Genomic DNA, 18,518 nt, shown 5'->3' on the forward strand with positions numbered 1-18,518 from the left:
TCGGCCGCACCCATCACGCTGCCCTCTTCGAGCAGGGCGTCCAGCACGGTCAGCAGATTCAAGTCCAATTGCATAAGAGTAAATCTTAACCAGACGTAGATCCACTTCGATCAACTTCAGGAGCATCCCATGAGCCAGGAACCGCTTGCCGCCACCGTCGCCGCCGTCCGCCACGCCGGCGCCCGGCGCCGATCAGTCGAAGCCGCATCGCGACCGAGAGTGACCATGGCACCTGACAATCAGCTGGCCCACGACCTCAACGGCACGGGACCGCTACTCGTGGCAGTCCACGGCATCACCGAGAACCGAAGCTTCTGGGCCCCTGTCTGCCTGCAGCAGCACTTCCGCGTGCTGCGCGTCGACCTGCGCGGCCACGGGGACTCGCCTCGGAACTCGCCGTTCGGGATTGACGAGTCGGTGGAGGACATCCACGATCTGATCGAGTCGCTGGACGAGGATCTGACTGGGGACCAGTCCCCGTTCATGGTCGGTCATTCCCTCGGTGGGGTGATTGCGACTGCCTACGCAGCTCGTTATCCGACCCGTGGTGTGGTCAACGTCGACCAGTCGCTGCGGGTCGGCCCGCTGCCTGCGGAGATAGCCATCGCTGTGAGGGGAGAGGGCTTCGCGGACTTCGTTCGTACGGTTTTCGCCTCGCTGTACGGTGACCTGGACCCTGTGCTCGTGGCCGACATCGAGCGCCGCCGCACCCTCGACCAGGACGTGTTCAGCGGCTTTTGGACCCCGTTGCTTGATTGGGACGCTGACACCCTGGCAGCGTGGTCTCGACGGACCACGAGTCTCCCGCCTGGCGTCCCGTACCTGTCTTTGCATGGAACGGATGCCGGTGGTGACTACGCCGACTGGCTCGCCGACCGCATCCCCGCCGCCGTGGTCGAGCAGGCACCGAAGCGCACGCACTATCCGCACCTGGCACAACCCGAATGGTTCGTCTCCCGCGTCCATCAGTTCTTCAGCGCCTGAGCACCCGCCGATGCTCCCGCCACCTGCCACAACGCCTGTTACTGACGGGCAGGAACGGCCGCAGCCGTTCCCACTGCGCATCACTCAGATCACCCCGCCCCATGACAGGAAGAACGACCCGGACAACGCCGGTCACAAGATCACACGAACCCTGATCCCTACTCCGCGACGAACGGTGCATATCCAACCGGGGCCTCGCTCACCTGAAGTTCGGAGAAGAGCAAGGTCAGGTTGTGCGCGTTGGTCTCCATGCGTACCTCGTGGAAGTCGATGCCGAGGGCGTTCGACCAGCGTCGCGTGGCCTCCGATGCGGGGAGAAGCTTGGCTCCCGGGTAGAGGCAGTGCCACTTCACGCCCCAGACGTACCCGTCGAGATCGGCACCAGTTTCGTGGTCGATGAGCCGGTCGTCCAAGGAGACCCGCCAGGTCTCCGCCGGCACTGACGTCTCGCACCGCGCCTCAACGCAGTACCTGAACAGATACCGCAGGTGGGCCGGCGTGATGCCGGTACGGGGATCAGCCGTCGCGTAGACGATGACCTCGTAGTCGCGCATGTAGTTGGTGTATCCGTGGTGCACGACAGCGTGATCGAAGGTCTCATCCAGCATCTGTTCAAGTACGGCAGCATCCATACCGCCCTTCTACCTCACTCGGCGAGACCTTCGACAACGAGATTCACGAGTGTCAGGCGCTGTTGCGTCAGAGATCGCCCGGACGAATCCTAGGGGTGGGCGGGGTTGTGGTGAGTAATTGTCAAGATCTGTGGATCGATGGCCATGTGCGGGGGCTGACCTTGGTGTCGTTGTGACCGCGTAGGGCCTTCAGGCGAGGCCTTCGAGGAAGCCCGAGAGCGCGGTGTGCAGGATCCCAGGCTGTTCCAGGTGCAGGTCGTGGCCGGTGCCGGGGATGCCCATGGCTATGGTGGTGGCGGGTCGCTGTCGAAGCATTTCGTCGGCTTCCTGGGCAGGGAATGAAGCTGGATTGGGCCAGAACGACCAGGGTGGGGCATGCGACCTGTGTCCATTCGTGCCGGAAGGAACGCTGGGCGTTCTCCGCCAGCGAGCGGACCATCACGTCCCGGTCGAAGCGAGGCCACCATCAGCCGTCGCGTTCTTCCAGCCCGGTCGCCCCAGCCCGCACCGACCGGTCCGCCGCCGAGGAGAACTCTCTCGCGCAGGTCCAGCGCCTTTTCGACATCAACGTCTTCGGTGTGATGCGTATGACCAAGGCCGTTCTCCCGTTCATGCGTGTCCGGGGAAGCGGGCGCGTCATCAACATTTCGTCCGTCCTCGGGTTCCTCCCTGCGCCCAACATGGCCACCTACTCGGCGTCCAAGCACGCGCTCGAGGGGTACACCGAGTCCCTGGACCATGAGATCCGCGAGCACGGGGTCCGGGCCCTTGTCGTCCAGCCGGGCGGTACCAGGTCCTCGTTCGAGGCGAACACCGTCGAGCCCGACATGCCCATGCAGATCTACGCGGAGCAGCGGCGCATCGCCGACAGGCTGGCGTTGGCGGTCAACGAGGAGGGCGACGACCCCGCCACCGTCGCGAAGGCGATCGTGGTGGCCGCGACCGATGCCAAGCCGAAGGTGCGGTACGCCGCCGGCCGGAGTGCCCGGCTCCTCAGCGCGGCGCACCGTATCCTTCCCGCCGGGGTCTTCGACGGACAGATCCGCAAGACCAACAAGCTCGCCGGCTGAGATCTGCAGACAGTGAACCGCCCGGGGACGGGTGGAGGCTCTGTACGTTGACTCCAGCCGCCGGTTGGGGCTGGTGTTGAGCGGAGTAGGTGGTCTCGGTGTTCGTGGTGCGGGATGCCTGCGATCGGCGTGTGGAGGCGCTGGTTGTTGAACCAGTCGACCCGTTCCGCGGTGGCATTCCGCGGTGGCGAGTTCGATGTCGGCCAGACCGTGCCGGGGCTTGCGAGGCTTGCTCAACTCCGCCTTGTTGAGGCCGGTCTGGCCCGGCAGCTGTCGTTCTTGGTCGTCATGGTCGTCATGGGGCCGCGGTGGCGGTGATGTTGTTCAGGCGCCGGTGGCAGGCTTGCGCGATGGCTTGGTGACGGCGTCGCCAGGCGGCCGGTGCAGGACGTGGCCGGTGTCGTGGCGGAGCGGGGGCAGGGCGGTTGCCGCGGGATGGTCAGCCTCTCGCGTGCGCCGGCCGGGATGAGGCCGACGGCCGGGGTGGTGGTCGCGGTGCGGGCGGGGGTGACGGCCAGGACGGCGGTGGCCGCGGCCGCACGGCACCGGCACCCCGTCGCCCTCGATGCGCACCGGTGGGAGGCGCAACGCACCTGTGCCCTGCGTACCGGCCACAGCCGCGACCCCACGTGCACGCCCGAGTGCGAGCCCGTCCTGGTGTACGAGCGCACCCCGTCGGGCCGGCTCGCCTGGACCGTTCCGGGTGACGGCATCACCCGGCCGGAGCCGACTGTGCATGATCGCCGGCAACCAGCGCGGCTCCTGGCGCGGGAGGCAGACACCCCGCGCCCGTCCCAGGTTCACCACTCAGCGAACACGCTGGTCTGCGTTCCGGCCGTGCTGGCCGCTGCGGGGCAGCCGTGACAGAAAGCGGCGCACTTACGGTGCTGCCAGATCACGAACAGAACCAGGACTCAGGGGCGGCTCGCCGCGTCGGCGTACGTCTTGGTGACCTCGGTGATGAAGTCGCGGCTGCTGTCAGGGTCGGCAGCCTGGGCCTGGAGGTGGTCGTACATCACGCTGTAGTGCTGCACGTCGGATGGTTTCTCCAGGTAGAGATCGCTCGTGAAGCGTTCCAGGTGCACCACTGTCTCGGGGCTGTCGGCGAACCTCAGGATGGAGAACCGTCCTGCGAGGCCCGGGTGGGCGCCCACGGTGTAGGGGAGGACCTGCACGGTGATGTGGGGCTCCATGCCGAGTGCGTTCAGGTGCTCCAGTTGTTCGCGCATGATGTCCGGGCCGCCGACGACGAGCCGCAGTGCCGATTCGTCCACGATGACCCACAGACGCAGCGGGCAGGCCGGGTCGTAGATCCGGTGCTGACGGCGTAGCCGCACCTTGAGGCGTGTGGCGGCCTGTTCGGCAGTGAGTAGAGGGATTGTTTCCCCGATGACTGCGTGGGCGTAGGCGGGGGTCTGCAGCAGTTCGGGGATAACCATGGGCTCGTAGGCATGGACGGTGGCGGCGTCCGCCTCCAGGCCGACAAAGACGCTCTGGGGAATGTCGCCGTAGACGTTCCACCAGCCCGGCTGTCCGGATTCCTTGGCCATCCGCATGAGCGAGTCGATGACCTGCTGATTCGTCACTCCGTAGATCGCGCACAGATCGCGTACGTCGCGGGGGTTGATGGCGCGGCGGCCGTTCTCCAGGTGGCTGATCTTGGGCTGGGAGACCATGAGCCGCTCGGCCACCTCTTTACTCTTCAGCCCGCTGGCCTGACGGAGCCGGCGGAGCTCGGCACCCAGGCGGCGCTTTCTGACGGTGGGATTGCTGTTCGCCGCCACGGCGGTCTACCTCCGGCTCCAAGTCATCGTGCTGGCCCGCAGATTGCCATGGGGTAAGGGCTGCCGGTCACGCGCCATACCGTCGTGTTCGTCGGGCAGTCAAAGCGGACTGTGACTTCGTCATTTGCCTCACAACAGGAACCGCCAGGCGTTCTACCGGGAGGGACCGAAAAAAGGCACGAGTGCTTGCTTCACATGTCAGCGAGGGCCTTTGCATCCCATGAGTTGAGGCAAATGCCAGTGTAAGCGTCCTTTTCGGCTGCCTGTGATCAGGACGGTATGGCGCGTGACCGGCAACCCTTGGCGCATGGCAATCTGCGGTCCAGCACAGCGACTTGGAGCCGGAGGTACACCACGCGTGGCGGCGAAATCCCATCCCGCAGGGCCAGGGCCAGGGCCAGGGCAAGGCCCCGCGGCCGTGACGATGCCCAAAACGGAGGTGTTGCGGGCGTACCGGTTCGCCCTGGACCCCTCCGATGTCGAGCGCGCCGCCCTGTCCCGCTATTCCGGCGCTTGCCGGTGGGCCTACAACTACGCCGTGGCCAAGAAGACCCAAGCCCACCAGGCATGGGCCGGCCGCCGGACCGCCTACCTCGAGGCGGGGCTGAGTGAAGCCGAGGCGAAGGAGCGGATCAAGACCGACGGCGCCGAGCTCACCGACCGCATCAAGGTGTGGGACCACCACCGCAAGAGCCTCACGCTCACCGTCGCCGGCAAGCCGCCGCTGCCCGCGATACAGCCCTCGGCCGGGCAGGAGGCCCTCGTCCGCCGGCTGGCCGCTGCCCGCGCGGACGCCGCCGGTACCAGCCGTGAACGCGAGCTCCTGGCTGAGAGCCGTGTCACGGTAAACGCACTCAAGGCCAAGGCGTTCAGCGCCGGTTTCCGCACGCCGACCGCCACCGACACCACCGCTCTGTGGCGCAAGGAACGGGATCTGCCCAAGGAGGAGGGCGGCTGCCCCTGGTGGAGGGAGGTCAACGTCTACTGCTTCACCTCCGGCTTCGACCGCGCCCAGGTCGCCTGGAAGTACTGGCAGGACTCGCTCGCCGGCCGCCGCGCCGGCCAGCGCCACGGATACCCCCGCTTCAAGAAGAAAGGCCACACAGAATCGTTCGCTCTCTTCCACGACGTGAAGAGGCCGATCATCCGCCTGGAGGGCTACCGACGCCTGGTGATGCCAGGCCTGGGCAGCATCCGCATCCACGACTCCGGCAAGCGCCTCGCGCGGCTCGTAGACCGCGGGGAGGCCGTCATCCAGTCCGTGACCATCACCCGCGGCGGCCACCGCTGGTACGCCTCCGTGCTGGCCAAGGTGCAGCAGGACGTGCCCGTGCTGTGGGAGCACGCCCACGACGACGGCACCCGCACCCCGTACCTGAGCCGCACCCAGGCCGAGAAGGCCGCCGAGAACGGCGGACGCGTCGAGCAGATCGGCCGCCCCACCGCCCGCCAGTGCGCCGGCGGGCTCGTCGGCGTCGACCTCGGCTCCCACTACCTGGCCGCCCTGTCCAGCCCCCTCGACCCGGCCGACCCCGCCACCGCCCTCGTACAGCACCCCCGTCCACTCGCCGACAGCCTGGCCAAGCTCTCGAAGGCCCAGCGCGCGATGTCCCGTTGCCAACAGGGGTCGGGGCGGTGGAGGAAGGCCACCGCCCGGGTCTCCCGCGTCCACCAGCAGATCACGGTGCGACGCGCCTCGTTCCTGCACGGCCTGTCCAAGAAGCTGGCCACCGGGTTCACGCACGTGGCGATCGAAGACCTGGACATCACCGCTCTCACCACCTCGGCCAAGGGCACCCGGGACAAGCCGGGCAAAAACGTTAGGGCCAAGGCCCGCTTCAACCGGCAGCTCCTGGACGCCGGCCTGGGCAGCCTGCGCCAGAAGCTCGCATACAAGACCGCCTGGTACGGCTCGCAGCTCGTCGTCCTCGACCAGGGCGAGCCCGTCACCGGCACCTGCGCGAAGTGCAAGGAGCGAAACCCAAGCTCCGGCCCATCGTGCAGCACGTTCCACTGCCCCTCGTGCGGTGCGGCCGTACACCGACACGAGAACAGCACCGCGAACATCGTTGACGCGGCGCACAGGCAGCTCAAGACGGTCGCCTCCGATAGGGGGGAGACCCAAAACGCTCGCCGAGCCACTGGAAGTCCCGAAGCCCGCAAGGCTCCCGGGCAAGGGGCGTTGAAGCGAGAAGACACCGGTTGACGCCGGTGCCACCCCCCGGGAGCGATCCCCGGGCGTCCCACAGCAGCACCACAACCAACGCGGCAGGGCAGCTACCGCTGAAGGCCCTCAGGCCCTTCAGCCGCCGCTCCCTGCGCGACGGGGACGATCCGTGTACTGGCAGACTACGCTGCCAAGCGCACTCGAGGGACTCGGCCTGAAGTTCGGCGAGAAGGAATCCACCACCTACCTCACCAAGGTGCTCTTCTAAGCCCCCGAGGACTCCGGTGACCGAATCGCCGAACACCTCAACACACACGCCACCGCCTTCAGCACATGGCTGACCGAGTACACAGCCGCCAGGACAGAAGCCGCAGCGAGGGAAGAAGCCAAGAAGAACGCCAAGAAGAACGCCCGGAAGAAGAACACCATCCCTGACGCCGACGCGTCGGCCGAGCCCGCCGCCAAGGACAGCAAGGAGGAGGAAGTCAAGGTTCCGCCGCTGCCAGGGGAGCTCCGCACCGGCATCCTCACCGCATTCGCCCCCCGCGACGCCATCGACATCACCATTTTCGGCCGCTTCCTCGCCGAGGTCGCCGAGCTGCGCACCGTGGACGGCGCCGCCCAGCACTCCTGGGCGTTCACCATTGGCCCCGCCGAGCACATTGACGATTTCTATGCCGCGGCCGACGACGCCAAGCTCGAGCGCCGGGAGAACGCCCTCGACTTCCTTGACGCGGCCGACAACGCTGGCGCGGGCATGACCGGCTATCAGTCACTGATCTCTGGCACCTTCTACCGCCACGCCGCTCTAGACCGGTACAAACTCCGCGCCAACCTCCGAGTCTCAGGCATGACCACGGACGACGCCGAGGTCGCCGCGCAGGCTGCCGAAGCCGAATTCATCCAGGCATTCGTGGACGCCGTCCCTCGTGCCAAAGCCAACTCCACTGCGTCCACCGGCACTCTCCCCAATCTCGTCCTGTCGTCGCTATGAACGGAAGGCTGAACACTTCCTCGCCTTCGTTGGATTGGCCAGTGCCCTCATCTGCTACCGCCGGTGTGCACAGGGTGGATATCCGTGAAAGCGGCAGGGAAGAGGGTCAGGTAGCGTGACGAGGACGGGAGGAGCAGGAATGAACGTGGTGTGGGCTGCGACGGCACTGGAGACCGGCTGGTTCTCAGGGCTCGAACGGCACTCGAATGTCCAGGACCTTGAGGCTCACATCAAGGCCCTCGGAACCGGCCTCGGCCAGGGCTTCCTTGAGATCCGGCGGCCAGACGGCGATCTCCCCTACTTGGCTCTGGGCTTCAAAGGAGATCACGCTGTCCTCCACCTCTTCGACAACTCTGGCGGAGTGTCTCTTCGTGTAGGCGATGATTCCGCGGCACCGAGCGCCGAGGTCGAAGTGGCGATCATGGACGAACTACACGCGTTCACCGCAGACTTCGCACTGTCCATGGATCATGCCTGGGACATCGTTCACGACTTCATCCAGACAGGGACGCCTGGTGAACTGAGTGATTGGTACGAGTTGTAGGGAGGGCTCCATCGCCAACTGAGACATCTTCTAAAGAGGCGGTTGCTGCGCTGACCTGCAACGGAGCGGCCGCGGGGGCCTTCTGACCGTTCCTCGATACCCCAGTGACTGGGCGATATCAGCCCGCTGACGTGCCGCCGCCACAGCGGCCAGGCCCCCAGGCAGCGGATCGGGCTTCCGGGCGGCAGAACGATGAATCGATCGACAACATATGCCGGTCGCTGATATATATAGGCGACATGAATGAGCGACCGCTTCAGGAGCCGACGCTGCTCCTGCTCACTGCCCTGGCCGACGAGCCCAGGCACGGCTATGGACTGATTCAGGAGATCGACGCGATCTCCCAGGGCCGTGTGCGGATGCGCACCGGTACTCTCTACGGCGCGCTGGACCGGCTGGTCCAGCAGGGCCTGATCCGGGTCGAGCGTGAGGAGGTCGTGGACGGTCGGGCGCGCAAGGTCTACGCCCTCGCCGAGGCCGGCCGAGACGTGCTGGCCGCCGAGACGGAGCGGCTGCGTGCTGTCGTCGCCGAGGCGGAGCGTCGACTGGCCGCCCGTCGCGCCCACGCCATCCGCCCGAAGGGGGCCCTGGCATGACGCAGCAGCACAGCTCACTCGCGTTCCGCTGGGCGCTGCGCCTCCATCCGGCCGCCTACCGCGCTGAGCACGAAGCCGAGTTGACCGCGATCTATGCCGAGGCGACGCAGGATGCCGGCCCGCTCGGTCGGCTGCGCGAGGCGCTCGATGTCGCCGGCCATGGCCTGCGGCGGCGCACCGGCCTGGGCTCCGACCGGATGGCGGGTCAGGTCCTTGCGCAGGCGGCCCCGCTGGCTATCGCCGTGGCGACGGGTAGCTTCGTGGCGGGCCTGTTGTGGCTCTTCGCCCCCGGCGTCCGGACCTTGCCGGCGTCCTCGCTCCCGAATGTGCTGAGCCTGGCCAACACGGGCCTCACGCCGCTGCTCTGGCTGGCGGCGCTCGCGGCTGTCTGGACCGGGCGCTGGACCGTGGCCCGTGCACTGGTCGTGCCGGCGATGGTGCTGTGCCTGGCCGACGTCCTGCTGGCCGCGTTCGCCTCCTCCGGCTTCTACGGCACCCCCTCGATCGCAGTGATCCGACTGGCCGTGCCGCTGCTCACCGGCGCCGTCGTCCTCGCCGCACCCAGGGATCTGCTCGGCCCCTCCCTGTCACAACGCCGCACGATCATGGGAACCACCGCCCTGGCGGCCGTCCTGGTGTCGGGCGTGCAGTTCGTCGACATGTACTACCCCTTTACGCTGGGCGTTCTCAGCGTCATCGGCCCGCTGTGGGCCGGGGTCCTGTGGGCCGGGGTCCTCGCGATCGCCCTGCTCTTCGGCACGCGTAACCGGTTGACCGTCGCGGGCGTGGCGGTGGCCGTGCTGCCCACCACGCTGCAGGTGACGGTCCAGCTCACCCCCGCGGGCGTGGTTGTCCTGCTCCTAGTCCTGCTCAGCAGCACGGTGCCCTTCCTCCGCGCGCGCCGGCGCCACTTCCAGTCAACCCCGCCGAGCGCGGCATAGCTGGCTCCGGGACCCCGGGTCGCACCCCGGATCGGCCCGGCGCTTCTGCCGGGCCTCCTGCTAGCCGGAGACTTCGCACATAGGGAGTTACTGAGCTCTTCGGATTGTTGTCGGCCGATGTGTGATCGTGAGTCCGGTGCCAGCGAGGCAGCCGTCGATCAGGTCGGGGCGGAGCTGAATGTGACGCAGTCCCCGGCGGAGGGTGCGTTCCAGGTGCTCGTCGTCGGTGAAGGCGGTGTTGGCCAGCGGGCCGCGTCGTAACAGTGACCAGACGCCCTCGACCGGATTCAAGTCGGGTGCATACGAGGGCAGTTGCACGATGGTCAGCCAGTCGTGTGCCGCCGCGTAGTCGCGCATCCCGGCCGCCCGGTGGGTGTTGAGATTGTCCCAGATCAGCACGATGGGAGCCTGGAGCTGAATGTGGGCGCGGACGACCAGGTCGCGGTAGTGGCTCCACGCGAAGGTGTCACGACCTTTGCCCCGATGCTTGCGGTGGCGGCGCGGCCGGTAGATCAGCCGGGAGGGCTCGCCCGGCTCGTACCAGCACATTGCCGCGATCGACCAGCGGCGCCAGGAGCGGCCACGCACCCGCACCACCGGCGTGTCCCCACGCCGGCCCCAGGTTCGGGCACGTGGCGGCGTCATCGAGAACCCGGCCTCGTCCTCGAAGACGATGTACGCCCCCAGCGCCGCCGCAGTCATTCCGCCTGCGGCCACACGTCCTTCTTCCACAGGCTCACTGCACCCTCGTCGCGCTCCAGCGCCCGGCGGGCGGGACACTGCCACGACCAGCCATGGCGGTGCATCAGCCGCCACACCGCCGCCGCCGCCGAGCAGTCCAGCCGGAACCTCCGGGCGATCAACTCCCTGATCCGGGCCAGAGTCCACCGCTGGTCCTCCCAGCCATGCGCGGCAGGCCCCAGCGCGAGCTCCTGCTCCAGGGCGGCAAACTGCCCGTCGGACAGCTTGGGCAGCTTCGGTGGCCCCGTCGAGGCGAGCGCGGTCATACCGCCCTCCCGCCAGGCGCGACGCCAGCGTTCCACCGACCGCTCGCTCACTCGCAGATCTTTTGCGATCACCCCGGTTCTCTCACCGTAACCGAATCGCTCGCCTGCCTCGTACCGGATCCGCTCGCGAGACCGCCGCCGCTCCGCGGTCAGGCCGCCACCCTGCGCATACCGCATACCACCGGCCTACCGCAGGGATCACCACACGTCACCACCCCCGACACCAATCCGAAGAGCTCAGTAGGGGTCGCCCCTGGAGCGCTGGCACTGGAAGCAGGGTTTGAGATCCAGCCTCATCTTTATCAGGTCGATCACTGGCCCCTCGGAAGTCGGAGGGGGCCTGGCTCGGCGCGGGTGGGATGACCGCTGGGGGCCGCTCTCGTCCGACCCTGTACGCCGCTGTTGGTGTCAGCGGTTGGTGTCAGCTGACTGACTCCCTCTTGACAGATCTGCTGCCAGCATCTCCAGGAGTGATCGCCAAGCCCGCCACCAGCGTCAGAGTCGCCGCTTGTCTCTGAGGTAGGGGACCACCAGAAAACGCGGCCTGTTGAAGATCCCGATCAGGATGATCAGCAGCCAGCAGAGCATCATCCCACCCATTGCCACAGCCGAAATCCCCAACCACGGCTCGGCCGGTTTCTGCGTCCGCGTGACTGCCTGTCCCACGGCCGCCGCGATCACCATAACGGCCATCAAAACGAAGTTGGCAGCAACGACCACCACACCACGTGTGAGGACCCATCCCGGCGCCCCTCTCACACTGAACGAATCCGCGGCATCGGGGGCGCGCTCGGGATGCCCCCAGAGCCGGACGGCCACCACGACGTACCGGACAGCCAGCGCCACGAACAGGGCTAGCGCAATGAGGCCGCCGATCACTTGCCATCTCCGCTCATGTGTCGCCCGAACACAGCCGATTCAGGATAGATCGTCATCTCGCTGGCTGGACAGGCATGGGGTCTTGATGCTGTGGGGCTAACAGGATTTGAACCTGGGGCCTGCCGTCACTCAGCGGATGGCCCAGGCCTGGCCCGACGCCTCACCTGTGCGGCCAAGACCAGCGCCGTCGTGACCGCAAGCACAAGGTTCAACGTGTCAGCAGCCATGACGATGGCGAAGGGTGCGCCCATCATGTGCGGCACCTTGGCGACGATCATGCCAAGACCCATGAGCAGGGGCATCCATATCGAGTAGAAGCGCATGCCTTGGCGGGGGCGCGCTCCTTTGCGAATCTTTGCCTGCTCCCACCAGCGGCAGCCGAAGCTGAGAAGAACCAGCAAGCAGCCCATCACGACGACAGACCAGTCCATGAACCTGAGCATCGATACCCCTCGTCGGCATGGATCTGCGCGTCACGACATCACTGCGACTCGTCCCCTCAGCGCAGAGAGCCTGTCAGGACAGTCATACGAGGGGAATAAACTGGTCAGCTCCTTAGGGTGATCTTTACCCCTCGCGCAGAAGTTGCCGAGTGTCCTGTACCCACCACCTTCCCCCAGCTCCCATCCCGTCCGCCGTCGACCCACACACCGTGGAGCGGGCGTGGTTCATGGCGTCCAGGTGGAGCGCGCCACTGTACGAATGACCTGGACGCCATGGGCCGCGTCTGCTCGGCTCTGCCTGGGTCGACGGTGGACGGGATGGAAGCACCCCACGCACACCACTGCGGGACCGCGGCCGGGAACGGCGCCCCCGCGCGGGCCGGCCTGCCGGAGGTGGTCGTACGCCGCTACGACCAGAAGGTGCCGCCCGTACCGCTGATCGACGAGGCGAAGGCTCTCCTGGTCGTCGGGCTGCATGCGGACCGGCGCGAGGTCCAGCGGCGGGCGCGCGAAAAGGGCATGCGCATCTTCTTCGTCAACCCCGAGGGCCTGACGGAGAACGGGGCCTTCAAGGAGTACCCGATCGAGGGAGCGCGCGAAGGCGACGCCGTCGTCCGCGGGCAGGCCATCCCTATGCTCGCGCGGCTGTGCGAACAACTGAACGTCACCCTCTGACAGGGCGGTGGCCAAGGCTCAACTCCCCCTGATTCAAGGGCGATAGCGTCTGGGGGCACATCGGGCACGGTGTGCCCCCTCCGATCAAGACAAGGACCTGCAATGCGTGTTTCCGTGATCGGCTGCGGTCACCTCGGCATCCCGCACGCGGCGGCGATGGCCGAAATCGGCCACGAAGTCATCGGCGTAGACCTCGACCAGGCCAAGGTCGACCGGCTCAACGCCGGCGACTGCCCCATCTACGAGGCCGACCTGCCCGAACTGCTCGCCCGTCACACCGCGAGCGGGCGCCTGCGGTTCACCACCAGCATCCCCGAGGCTGCCGCCTTCGCCGAACTGCACTTCATCGGGGTCGGCACCCCCATCGACGCCGACGGCCGCTCCTACGACACCGGCCAGGTGTACGGCGCCATCCGCCAGCTCGCGCCCCACCTCGACCGGCCGTGCACGATCGTCGGGAAGAGCACGGTCACCGTCGGCACCACCAGCCAGGTCACCGCGCTCGCCCAGCGTCTGGCACCCGCCGGCCAGCGCGTCGATGTGGTGTGGAACCCGGAGTTCCTCCGTGAGGGACACGCGGTCGAAGACACCCTGCGCCCGGACCGCCTCATCGCCGGTCTCACCACCGCCGAGGCCGAGAAGGCGATCCGCACCGTCTACGCCCCCGTCCTGGACGCCGGCGTCCCGATCTTCGTCACCGACCCGCAGACCGCAGAGCTCGCCAAGGGTGCGGCGAACACGTTCCTCGGCCTGAAGATCAGCTACATCAACGCTGTCGCCGACATGTGTCAGGCGGCCGGCGGCGACGTCTCCCAGATCGTGGAGATCCTCGGCATCGACCCGCGGATCGGCAGCGGCGGGATGCGGCCCGGCATCGGCTACGGCGGTGGCTGCCTCCCCAAGGACGTCCGCGCGTTCACCGCCTCCGCCCGGCAACTCGGCGCCGAGAAGGCCGCCACGCTTCTTCGTGCTGCCGAGGAGATCAACGAGAGCCGCACCGACGTCGCCCTGGACCTCATCACCCGCGCTCTGGATGACCACCCCATCAAGGGCGCCCAGGTCACCGTGTGGGGCGCTGCGTTCAAGCCCGGCACCAACGACGTCCGGGAATCGCCGGCCCTCGCTCTCGCCCAGGCTCTCCAGCAATCCGGCGCCACCGTCACCGTGCACGACCCGCAGGCCGTGGCCACCGCCATGGTCCGCAACCCCGAGTTCGACTACACCGACGACCTGCCCGCCTCCCTCGACGGCGCCGATCTCGTCATCGTGGCCACCGAGTGGCCCGAGTACCAGCAGGCCGACCCCCAGGCCCTCGTGGACCGCCCGGTCAGCCTTCTGCTCGTCGACTGCCGCACCACCCTCGATCCCGAGCCCTGGCGCGCGGCGGGCTGGACCGTCCACCAGCTCGGACGGCCCGGGAAGTAGTTGTGGAGGTCTCGCGCTGTGACCAGTGACGACGTCGTTCTCCGTCGTGCGCTCCCCGTCGACGCGCTCCCTGCGGCCGACGTGTGGATGCGCTCCTTCGACGCCGCGCTGCCCTCGGTGCATCGTGCGCACGACGATGCCGAGGTGCGGAACTGGTTTGCCCGCGTGCTGGTGCCGCGGTACGAGACCTGGGTGGCGGTCAGCGCGAACCGTGTGGTGGGGCTCTTGGTGCTCAACGGCGCGGAGTTGAAGCAGCTCTTCCTCGATCCAGCATGGCGTGGCCGGGGGCTGGGCGACCGGTTCATGTCCCTGGCCAAGCAGAGGCAGCCGGACGGGCTTGCGCTGCGGACGTTCCAGGTCAACGAGCCGGCACAGCGGTTCTATGAGCGGCACGGCTCCGTCGAGGCCGAGCGGACGGACGGGCTGCGCAACGATGAGCGGGAGCCACACCAAGACCGTCCAGGCACGGTTGTCGCCCGGGGCTATGTCACTGTGACCCGCCCTCAGCCCTCTCCGGCGGCGGCGCAACGGAGACCGCTCCCGGTGACCGCGCCGCGCTCCGCCTGCAGCCTGAACAGTGGGACCACTGGTACCGCACCAGCCACCCCACGATCCGAGCTATTTCACCGCGCCTTCACCGACAAGGAACTCCAGGCCCTGGGATCGAGATGGGCATACAGGCAGACGTACTCGCTCAGCCGTACGCAGAGGGCAGTCGTACTGCGCGACTACGGCTGACCACCCCGCCTCTCCGTCTCCGCGCGGCGGAAACAACTGGGCGCCGGACCGCAGCCCCGGCGGCCGGTTCCATGTGTAAGGGCGTTCCATTTGCGTCGGATGGCGGGTTAAGGTCGCATCGTGTGAGGATCTTGTACGGAGGTGCCGGATGGAGAACAGCGCGCCGGAACGCAGAGGCCGCCCCCCGGGCCCCCGGACCGCCGAGGGACAGCTGACGAGCCGCCAAGCGGCCATCGTCCGCTACATCACTGAGTCGGTCGACCGGCAGGGCTACCCCCCATCGATGCGGGAGATCGGCAAGGCCGTGAAGCTCGCCAGTACGTCCTCGGTCGCCCATCAGCTGATGGCCCTCGAGCGCAAGGGCGTGCTTTACCGCGACCCGCACCGTCCCCGCGCCTACCAGGTACGACCCTCGTGGGCCCCCGACCTGGGCAGCAGGAGCGAGACACCAGTCGACGTGCCGCTCATCGGACGGATCGCCGCCGGCGCACCCCTTCTCGCCGAGGAAATGGTGGAGGACGTCTACTCTCTGCCCCGCCAATTCTGTGTCAACTCAGAGCGTGTTGCGGAGGGCGTCAGAAACCCGTCAGGCGCCCTTGGTTGGCCCCATTGCAGTGGGTCAGCCCATCACGTCCGAGCAGAGCGTCCGTGATGCTGCTGCGCCAGGCGTTCGTTGGCGCCAGCGAGTTGTGCATACTGCCAGTGGGGCACACCTCGAAGGGCTGCGCGCATACCTCGAACGTTGGTTGCCCTCACATCACGGTTGATTCGTACGGGCGCGAGAGCTGTGTGGATGCGGCTCCGTACGTCCTATGTGGGATCAGTGCCCTGCAGGGACGCCGAGGTCGTCGAGAAGGCCACGGACGCGACGCTCGATGTCGTCGCGGATGGGGCGGACGTCGTCGACGGACTGGCCGGCGGGGTCGTCCAGGGTCCATTCGAGGTATCGCTTGCCGGGGAAGACGGGGCAGGCATCGCCGCATCCCATGCTGACGACGACATCGGCGGCCCGGACGATCTCGTCGGTCCAGGGCTTGGCGAACTCGCGGGAGATGTCGATGCCGCGCTCGCTCATCGCTGCGATGGCGGCCGGGTTGACCTCGTTGCCGGGTTCGGAACCGCCCGACCAGGCGACGGCGCCCTCGCCCGCCAGGTGCTGGAAGAAGCCCATGGCCATCTGGCTGCGGCCGGCGTTGTGGACGCAGAGGAAGAGCACGACGGGCTTGCCGTCGGTGTGGTGGCCCTCGACCTTGGCCAGGGCGCGCAGGCGCTGGCGGGCGAAGCGTTCGGCCATGAGCGGGAGGAAGTTGGGGATGGTGCTGCGGCCGGCGAACTGGTCGTAGCTGGTGTGCAGGAACCGTTCGATCGTCTCCTGGCCGAAGGTGCCCTCGAACTCGCGGCCCAGGTGGGTGGCGGCGGTGCGCAGGGCGAGTTGCTGGTCGATGCTCAGGTTGCGGTGCGGGACGGGCGCGGTTTCAGTCATCGCTGCCTCCAGGAGGCTGTACGGCGGGTGCCAGCCGGTCGACCCGGTCGGCGAGATCACTCAGGGCGTCGGCGAAGGCGTCGTCGGTGCCGGTGCGGGTGGGGTCGGGGACCGACCAGTGCAGGCGGTCTGGAACCCGGGGGCCGAGCTGTTCGTGAGCGTTGTCGCAGACGGCGATCACCAGGTCGTCCGGGCGCAGCGTCTCGTCGATGTGGGAAGTGCGGGCATGGGCCAGGGACAGACCGTGTTTGCGTGCGGTCGCGACGGCACGGGGGTGGACGCGTGACGCGGGCTGGGTTCCCGCCGAGGCCACAGGCACGGTGCTGTGGCGCTTCCAGAGCGCCGCGGCGAGGTGGGAGCGGGCGGAGTTGTGGGTGCAGACGAAGACCACGCGGGGCGCCGTACGCAGAGGCGTCGGCATGGTGTCGGCCAGGGCCTGCACGCGCAGGCGCAGGTAGGTGCGCCGCCGGTCTCCTTCGGAGCGGGACCGCTCGATCAGGCCGACCTGTTCGAGCAGCTTGAGGTGGTGTGCCAGGAGATTGCTGGACAGGCCCAGCTCCTGGCCGAGTTCGCCGGGCGAGGCATCGCCCAGCAGCAGCCGATCGATGATCGCCAAGCGGGCGGGTTCTCCCAGTGCCGCGTGCCGTTGCGCTCGCGCCACCACCGATGCAGACCACTCAACGTTCATTGACTCAATTTTCATTGAGCTAAACTCGGCTGTCAATGCGGTCGGCGAAGGTCAATCACGAGGGGCTGCGCGGCAGGTCTGCGACCATGCGGCGCTGGACGTCCAGGTGGTGCTCGTTCATCCATGTCTGCGCCGCGACCTGGACCGCGTCCCACGGGGAGCCCAGGGGCGGGGTTTAGGAGAGGTCGAGTTCGCTGATGCCGTCGACGTTCATGCCGTGGAAGAGGGCGGTGGCGTAGGTGTCCACGCGCTTGGAGATCTCCGCGCCGCGGCGTCCGACGAGTTGGGCGCCGAGCAGGAGGCCGCTTGAGGTGTCGCCGGTGACACGGATGGAGATCGGGGTGGCGCCGGGGTAGTACGCCTTGTGGTCGTCGGGGCGGCTGGCGGTGGTTGCCGGTGTCCAGCCCCGCCCGGCGGCTGCGGCTTCGTGGTCCCGCAGGCCGGTGCGGGCGGCGACGAGGTCGAAGACCTTGACGACCTGAGTGCCGAGGCTGCCGGCGAACCAGCGGGTGCCGCCGAGGGCGTTCTCGCCCGCGATGCGGCCCTGCTTGTGGGCGGTCGTCCCCAGCGGGAGCCAGGTCTTGCCCAGGAGGCGGTGGTGGGTGACCGTGCAGTCCCCGGCCGCGTACACACCGGGCAGCGAGGGCGGTGTCGGGGCGGACGCCGACGACGACCAGGACGAGGTCGGTGCTGCGGGTGAAGGCCGTGCCGTCGGGGCCGGTGGCCTGGACGTTGAGGACGTTGCCGGAGGCGGCGCGGGCGACCGCTGAGACCGTGGTGCTGGTGAGCACCTCGACGCCATGGGCCGTGAGTTCAGCATGGACGAGGGAGCCGAGTTCCATATCGACGGTGGGCAGCACCTCGGGCAGGGCCTCGATCTGGGTGACATGGATGCCGCGGGTGGTGAGGGCCTCGGCCATCTCCAGGCCGATGTAGCCGGCGCCGACGACCACGGCCGTCTTCGGGCGGCGGGCGGCGAGGCTCTGCATCACGGCGAAGGTGTCGCCCATGCTGTGCAACAGGTGGACGCCGTCGGCCGGGCCGAGCGCGTCGGGCCCGATCAGACCCTCGATCGGCGGGCGGGAGCTGACTGCGCCCGTGCCCACGATCAGCGCGTCGTACGGCAGTTGCTCGGAGCGGCCGTCGGCGTCGCGCACGGCCAGCCGCTTGCCGGCCACGTCGATGCCGGTGGCGAGGGTGTCGGTGCGCACCTGCATGCCGGTGGCCTTCAGGTCGGCCAGGGTGCGGTGGGCGAGGTCGCTCCAGTGGCCCACCTCGCCGGAGACGTAGTACGGGATGCCGCAGATGGAGAAGTTCGGGTAGGCGTCGGCCACCACCACGGTGACCTGACTGTCGGGATCCAGCTCGCGGGCGCGCAGGGCCGCGCTGATGCCGGCGTCACTGCCGCCGATGGCGACGATGCGCTTGCTGGCCACCGGGATACCTCCGTCGGATCCGTCGGAGAGAG

At 68.0% G+C, this 18,518-nt stretch carries 22 protein-coding genes and 2 pseudogenes; 13 read left to right on the forward strand and 11 right to left on the reverse strand.

The features are described 5' to 3' along the window. Positions 1 to 129 precede the first annotated feature (129 nt). Complete coding sequence (locus ACFWWR_RS43140) at positions 130 to 984, forward strand: alpha/beta fold hydrolase (RefSeq protein ID WP_384309652.1); 855 nt, start codon at positions 130 to 132, stop codon at positions 982 to 984. A 158-nt stretch (positions 985 to 1,142) separates the two neighbouring features. Here the strand turns inward: ACFWWR_RS43140 and ACFWWR_RS43145 are convergent, their stop codons facing one another. Both ACFWWR_RS43145 and ACFWWR_RS43150 read right to left on the reverse strand, forming a co-directional pair. After that, on the reverse strand, positions 1,143 to 1,616 hold the full coding sequence (locus ACFWWR_RS43145; protein WP_383878060.1) for a hypothetical protein: 474 nt from the start codon (positions 1,614 to 1,616) through the stop codon (positions 1,143 to 1,145). 189 nt (positions 1,617 to 1,805) lie between these two features. After that, positions 1,806 to 1,931, reverse strand: coding sequence for a hypothetical protein (locus tag ACFWWR_RS43150; RefSeq protein ID WP_384309655.1), 126 nt, complete (start codon positions 1,929 to 1,931; stop codon positions 1,806 to 1,808). A 23-nt stretch (positions 1,932 to 1,954) separates the two neighbouring features. Here ACFWWR_RS43150 and ACFWWR_RS43155 point away from each other — a divergent pair, with 23 nt between their 5' ends. Both ACFWWR_RS43155 and ACFWWR_RS43160 read left to right on the forward strand, forming a co-directional pair. After that, positions 1,955 to 2,686, forward strand: a complete 732-nt coding sequence (locus tag ACFWWR_RS43155; RefSeq protein ID WP_384309657.1) for an SDR family NAD(P)-dependent oxidoreductase — start codon at positions 1,955 to 1,957, stop codon at positions 2,684 to 2,686. Positions 2,687 to 3,067: 381 nt separating this feature from the next. Further along, complete coding sequence (locus tag ACFWWR_RS43160) at positions 3,068 to 3,550, forward strand: hypothetical protein (protein WP_384309660.1); 483 nt, start codon at positions 3,068 to 3,070, stop codon at positions 3,548 to 3,550. Positions 3,551 to 3,600: 50 nt separating this feature from the next. On the opposite strand, the gene ACFWWR_RS43165 is transcribed toward ACFWWR_RS43160, so the two are convergent. Further along, the gene (locus ACFWWR_RS43165; RefSeq protein ID WP_384309663.1) at positions 3,601 to 4,470 is read right to left on the reverse strand and encodes a helix-turn-helix domain-containing protein; all 870 of its coding nucleotides are present in this window, start codon (positions 4,468 to 4,470) and stop codon (positions 3,601 to 3,603) included. 424 nt (positions 4,471 to 4,894) lie between these two features. Between ACFWWR_RS43165 and ACFWWR_RS43170 the strand changes: the two genes are divergently transcribed. From ACFWWR_RS43170 to ACFWWR_RS43190, 5 genes are all read left to right on the forward strand, one after another. After that, on the forward strand, positions 4,895 to 6,676 hold the full coding sequence (locus ACFWWR_RS43170) for an RNA-guided endonuclease TnpB family protein (RefSeq protein ID WP_384309711.1): 1,782 nt from the start codon (positions 4,895 to 4,897) through the stop codon (positions 6,674 to 6,676). A gap of 298 nt (positions 6,677 to 6,974) precedes the next feature. Continuing rightward, positions 6,975 to 7,631 (forward strand): type I-E CRISPR-associated protein Cas7/Cse4/CasC, encoded by a 657-nt coding sequence (locus ACFWWR_RS43175; RefSeq protein ID WP_384309713.1) that lies wholly within the window; start codon positions 6,975 to 6,977, stop codon positions 7,629 to 7,631. Positions 7,632 to 7,770: 139 nt separating this feature from the next. After that, a complete protein-coding gene (locus tag ACFWWR_RS43180; protein WP_384309665.1) occupies positions 7,771 to 8,175 on the forward strand; it encodes a hypothetical protein in 405 nt (134 codons plus the stop codon). Positions 8,176 to 8,414: 239 nt separating this feature from the next. Further along, positions 8,415 to 8,771, forward strand: coding sequence for a PadR family transcriptional regulator (locus tag ACFWWR_RS43185; RefSeq protein ID WP_189944291.1), 357 nt, complete (start codon positions 8,415 to 8,417; stop codon positions 8,769 to 8,771). Further along, positions 8,768 to 9,712, forward strand: coding sequence for a hypothetical protein (locus tag ACFWWR_RS43190; RefSeq protein ID WP_384309667.1), 945 nt, complete (start codon positions 8,768 to 8,770; stop codon positions 9,710 to 9,712). Before ACFWWR_RS43185 ends, ACFWWR_RS43190 begins: the two co-directional genes overlap by 4 nt. A gap of 87 nt (positions 9,713 to 9,799) precedes the next feature. On the opposite strand, the gene ACFWWR_RS43195 is transcribed toward ACFWWR_RS43190, so the two are convergent. The 4 genes from ACFWWR_RS43195 to ACFWWR_RS43210 all read right to left on the reverse strand — a co-directional run bounded on the left by ACFWWR_RS43195 (position 9,800) and on the right by ACFWWR_RS43210 (position 12,029). After that, positions 9,800 to 10,357: a transposase gene (locus ACFWWR_RS43195; protein ID WP_384309716.1), complete on the reverse strand. Its 558-nt coding sequence runs from the start codon at positions 10,355 to 10,357 to the stop codon at positions 9,800 to 9,802. A 53-nt stretch (positions 10,358 to 10,410) separates the two neighbouring features. Then, entirely contained in the window at positions 10,411 to 10,896 is a 486-nt protein-coding gene (locus ACFWWR_RS43200) for a winged helix-turn-helix domain-containing protein (protein WP_384309670.1), read from the reverse strand. 318 nt (positions 10,897 to 11,214) lie between these two features. Beyond that, positions 11,215 to 11,598: a hypothetical protein gene (locus tag ACFWWR_RS43205; RefSeq protein ID WP_384309672.1), complete on the reverse strand. Its 384-nt coding sequence runs from the start codon at positions 11,596 to 11,598 to the stop codon at positions 11,215 to 11,217. 125 nt (positions 11,599 to 11,723) lie between these two features. Then, positions 11,724 to 12,029, reverse strand: a complete 306-nt coding sequence (locus ACFWWR_RS43210; protein ID WP_384309674.1) for a hypothetical protein — start codon at positions 12,027 to 12,029, stop codon at positions 11,724 to 11,726. Positions 12,030 to 12,359: 330 nt separating this feature from the next. On the opposite strand from ACFWWR_RS43210, the gene ACFWWR_RS43215 reads away from it, so the two are divergent. The 4 genes and pseudogenes from ACFWWR_RS43215 to ACFWWR_RS43230 form a co-directional block, all read left to right on the forward strand. Further along, the gene (locus ACFWWR_RS43215) at positions 12,360 to 12,716 is read left to right on the forward strand and encodes a hypothetical protein (protein WP_384309676.1); all 357 of its coding nucleotides are present in this window, start codon (positions 12,360 to 12,362) and stop codon (positions 12,714 to 12,716) included. 102 nt (positions 12,717 to 12,818) lie between these two features. Continuing rightward, a complete protein-coding gene (locus ACFWWR_RS43220; protein WP_384309679.1) occupies positions 12,819 to 14,141 on the forward strand; it encodes a UDP-glucose dehydrogenase family protein in 1,323 nt (440 codons plus the stop codon). 18 nt (positions 14,142 to 14,159) lie between these two features. Further along, positions 14,160 to 14,879 carry a GNAT family N-acetyltransferase gene (locus tag ACFWWR_RS43225; RefSeq protein WP_384309681.1) on the forward strand — a complete coding sequence of 240 codons (720 nt, stop codon included), beginning with the start codon at positions 14,160 to 14,162 and terminating at the stop codon, positions 14,877 to 14,879. Positions 14,880 to 15,027: 148 nt separating this feature from the next. Further along, positions 15,028 to 15,438: pseudogene (locus ACFWWR_RS43230) on the forward strand (LexA family protein); the annotation flags it as partial. 261 nt (positions 15,439 to 15,699) lie between these two features. On the opposite strand, the gene ACFWWR_RS43235 reads toward ACFWWR_RS43230, so the two are convergent. From ACFWWR_RS43235 to ACFWWR_RS43245, 3 genes are all read right to left on the reverse strand, one after another. Next, positions 15,700 to 16,362, reverse strand: coding sequence for an arsenate reductase ArsC (locus ACFWWR_RS43235; protein WP_384309684.1), 663 nt, complete (start codon positions 16,360 to 16,362; stop codon positions 15,700 to 15,702). Beyond that, entirely contained in the window at positions 16,355 to 17,065 is a 711-nt protein-coding gene (locus tag ACFWWR_RS43240; protein WP_384309687.1) for a MarR family transcriptional regulator, read from the reverse strand. The genes ACFWWR_RS43235 and ACFWWR_RS43240 overlap by 8 nt, the downstream gene beginning before the upstream one ends. 160 nt (positions 17,066 to 17,225) lie before the next feature. Then, entirely contained in the window at positions 17,226 to 17,681 is a 456-nt protein-coding gene (locus ACFWWR_RS43245) for a hypothetical protein (RefSeq protein WP_384309689.1), read from the reverse strand. Here ACFWWR_RS43245 and ACFWWR_RS43250 point away from each other — a divergent pair. Then, a complete protein-coding gene (locus ACFWWR_RS43250) occupies positions 17,653 to 17,820 on the forward strand; it encodes a hypothetical protein (protein ID WP_384309692.1) in 168 nt (55 codons plus the stop codon). The genes ACFWWR_RS43245 and ACFWWR_RS43250 overlap by 29 nt on opposite strands. Here the strand turns inward: ACFWWR_RS43250 and ACFWWR_RS43255 are convergent. Continuing rightward, positions 17,749 to 18,486: pseudogene (locus ACFWWR_RS43255) on the reverse strand (FAD/NAD(P)-binding oxidoreductase); the annotation flags it as partial. The gene ACFWWR_RS43250 and the pseudogene ACFWWR_RS43255 overlap by 72 nt on opposite strands. Positions 18,487 to 18,518 lie beyond the last annotated feature (32 nt).

Source organism: Streptomyces sp. NPDC058678, from assembly GCF_042714835.1.
GTDB lineage: Bacteria > Actinomycetota > Actinomycetes > Streptomycetales > Streptomycetaceae > Streptomyces.

Excerpts from the sequence above, each read along its gene's own strand:
- ACFWWR_RS43140 (WP_384309652.1), top strand. The coding sequence starts at position 130 with ATGAGCCAGGAACCGCTTGCCGCCACCGTCGCCGCCGTCCGCCACGCC.
- ACFWWR_RS43145 (WP_383878060.1), bottom strand. The coding sequence starts at position 1,616 with ATGGATGCTGCCGTACTTGAACAGATGCTGGATGAGACCTTCGATCAC.
- ACFWWR_RS43150 (WP_384309655.1), bottom strand. The coding sequence starts at position 1,931 with ATGCTTCGACAGCGACCCGCCACCACCATAGCCATGGGCATCCCCGGC.
- ACFWWR_RS43155 (WP_384309657.1), top strand. The coding sequence starts at position 1,955 with ATGAAGCTGGATTGGGCCAGAACGACCAGGGTGGGGCATGCGACCTGT.
- ACFWWR_RS43170 (WP_384309711.1), top strand. The coding sequence starts at position 4,895 with ATGCCCAAAACGGAGGTGTTGCGGGCGTACCGGTTCGCCCTGGACCCC.
- ACFWWR_RS43180 (WP_384309665.1), top strand. The coding sequence starts at position 7,771 with ATGAACGTGGTGTGGGCTGCGACGGCACTGGAGACCGGCTGGTTCTCA.
- ACFWWR_RS43185 (WP_189944291.1), top strand. The coding sequence starts at position 8,415 with ATGAATGAGCGACCGCTTCAGGAGCCGACGCTGCTCCTGCTCACTGCC.
- ACFWWR_RS43190 (WP_384309667.1), top strand. The coding sequence starts at position 8,768 with ATGACGCAGCAGCACAGCTCACTCGCGTTCCGCTGGGCGCTGCGCCTC.
- ACFWWR_RS43195 (WP_384309716.1), bottom strand. The coding sequence starts at position 10,357 with ATGACGCCGCCACGTGCCCGAACCTGGGGCCGGCGTGGGGACACGCCG.
- ACFWWR_RS43200 (WP_384309670.1), bottom strand. The coding sequence starts at position 10,896 with ATGCGGTATGCGCAGGGTGGCGGCCTGACCGCGGAGCGGCGGCGGTCT.
- ACFWWR_RS43210 (WP_384309674.1), bottom strand. The coding sequence starts at position 12,029 with ATGGACTGGTCTGTCGTCGTGATGGGCTGCTTGCTGGTTCTTCTCAGC.
- ACFWWR_RS43215 (WP_384309676.1), top strand. The coding sequence starts at position 12,360 with ATGGAAGCACCCCACGCACACCACTGCGGGACCGCGGCCGGGAACGGC.
- ACFWWR_RS43220 (WP_384309679.1), top strand. The coding sequence starts at position 12,819 with ATGCGTGTTTCCGTGATCGGCTGCGGTCACCTCGGCATCCCGCACGCG.
- ACFWWR_RS43235 (WP_384309684.1), bottom strand. The coding sequence starts at position 16,362 with ATGACTGAAACCGCGCCCGTCCCGCACCGCAACCTGAGCATCGACCAG.
- ACFWWR_RS43240 (WP_384309687.1), bottom strand. The coding sequence starts at position 17,065 with ATGAAAATTGAGTCAATGAACGTTGAGTGGTCTGCATCGGTGGTGGCG.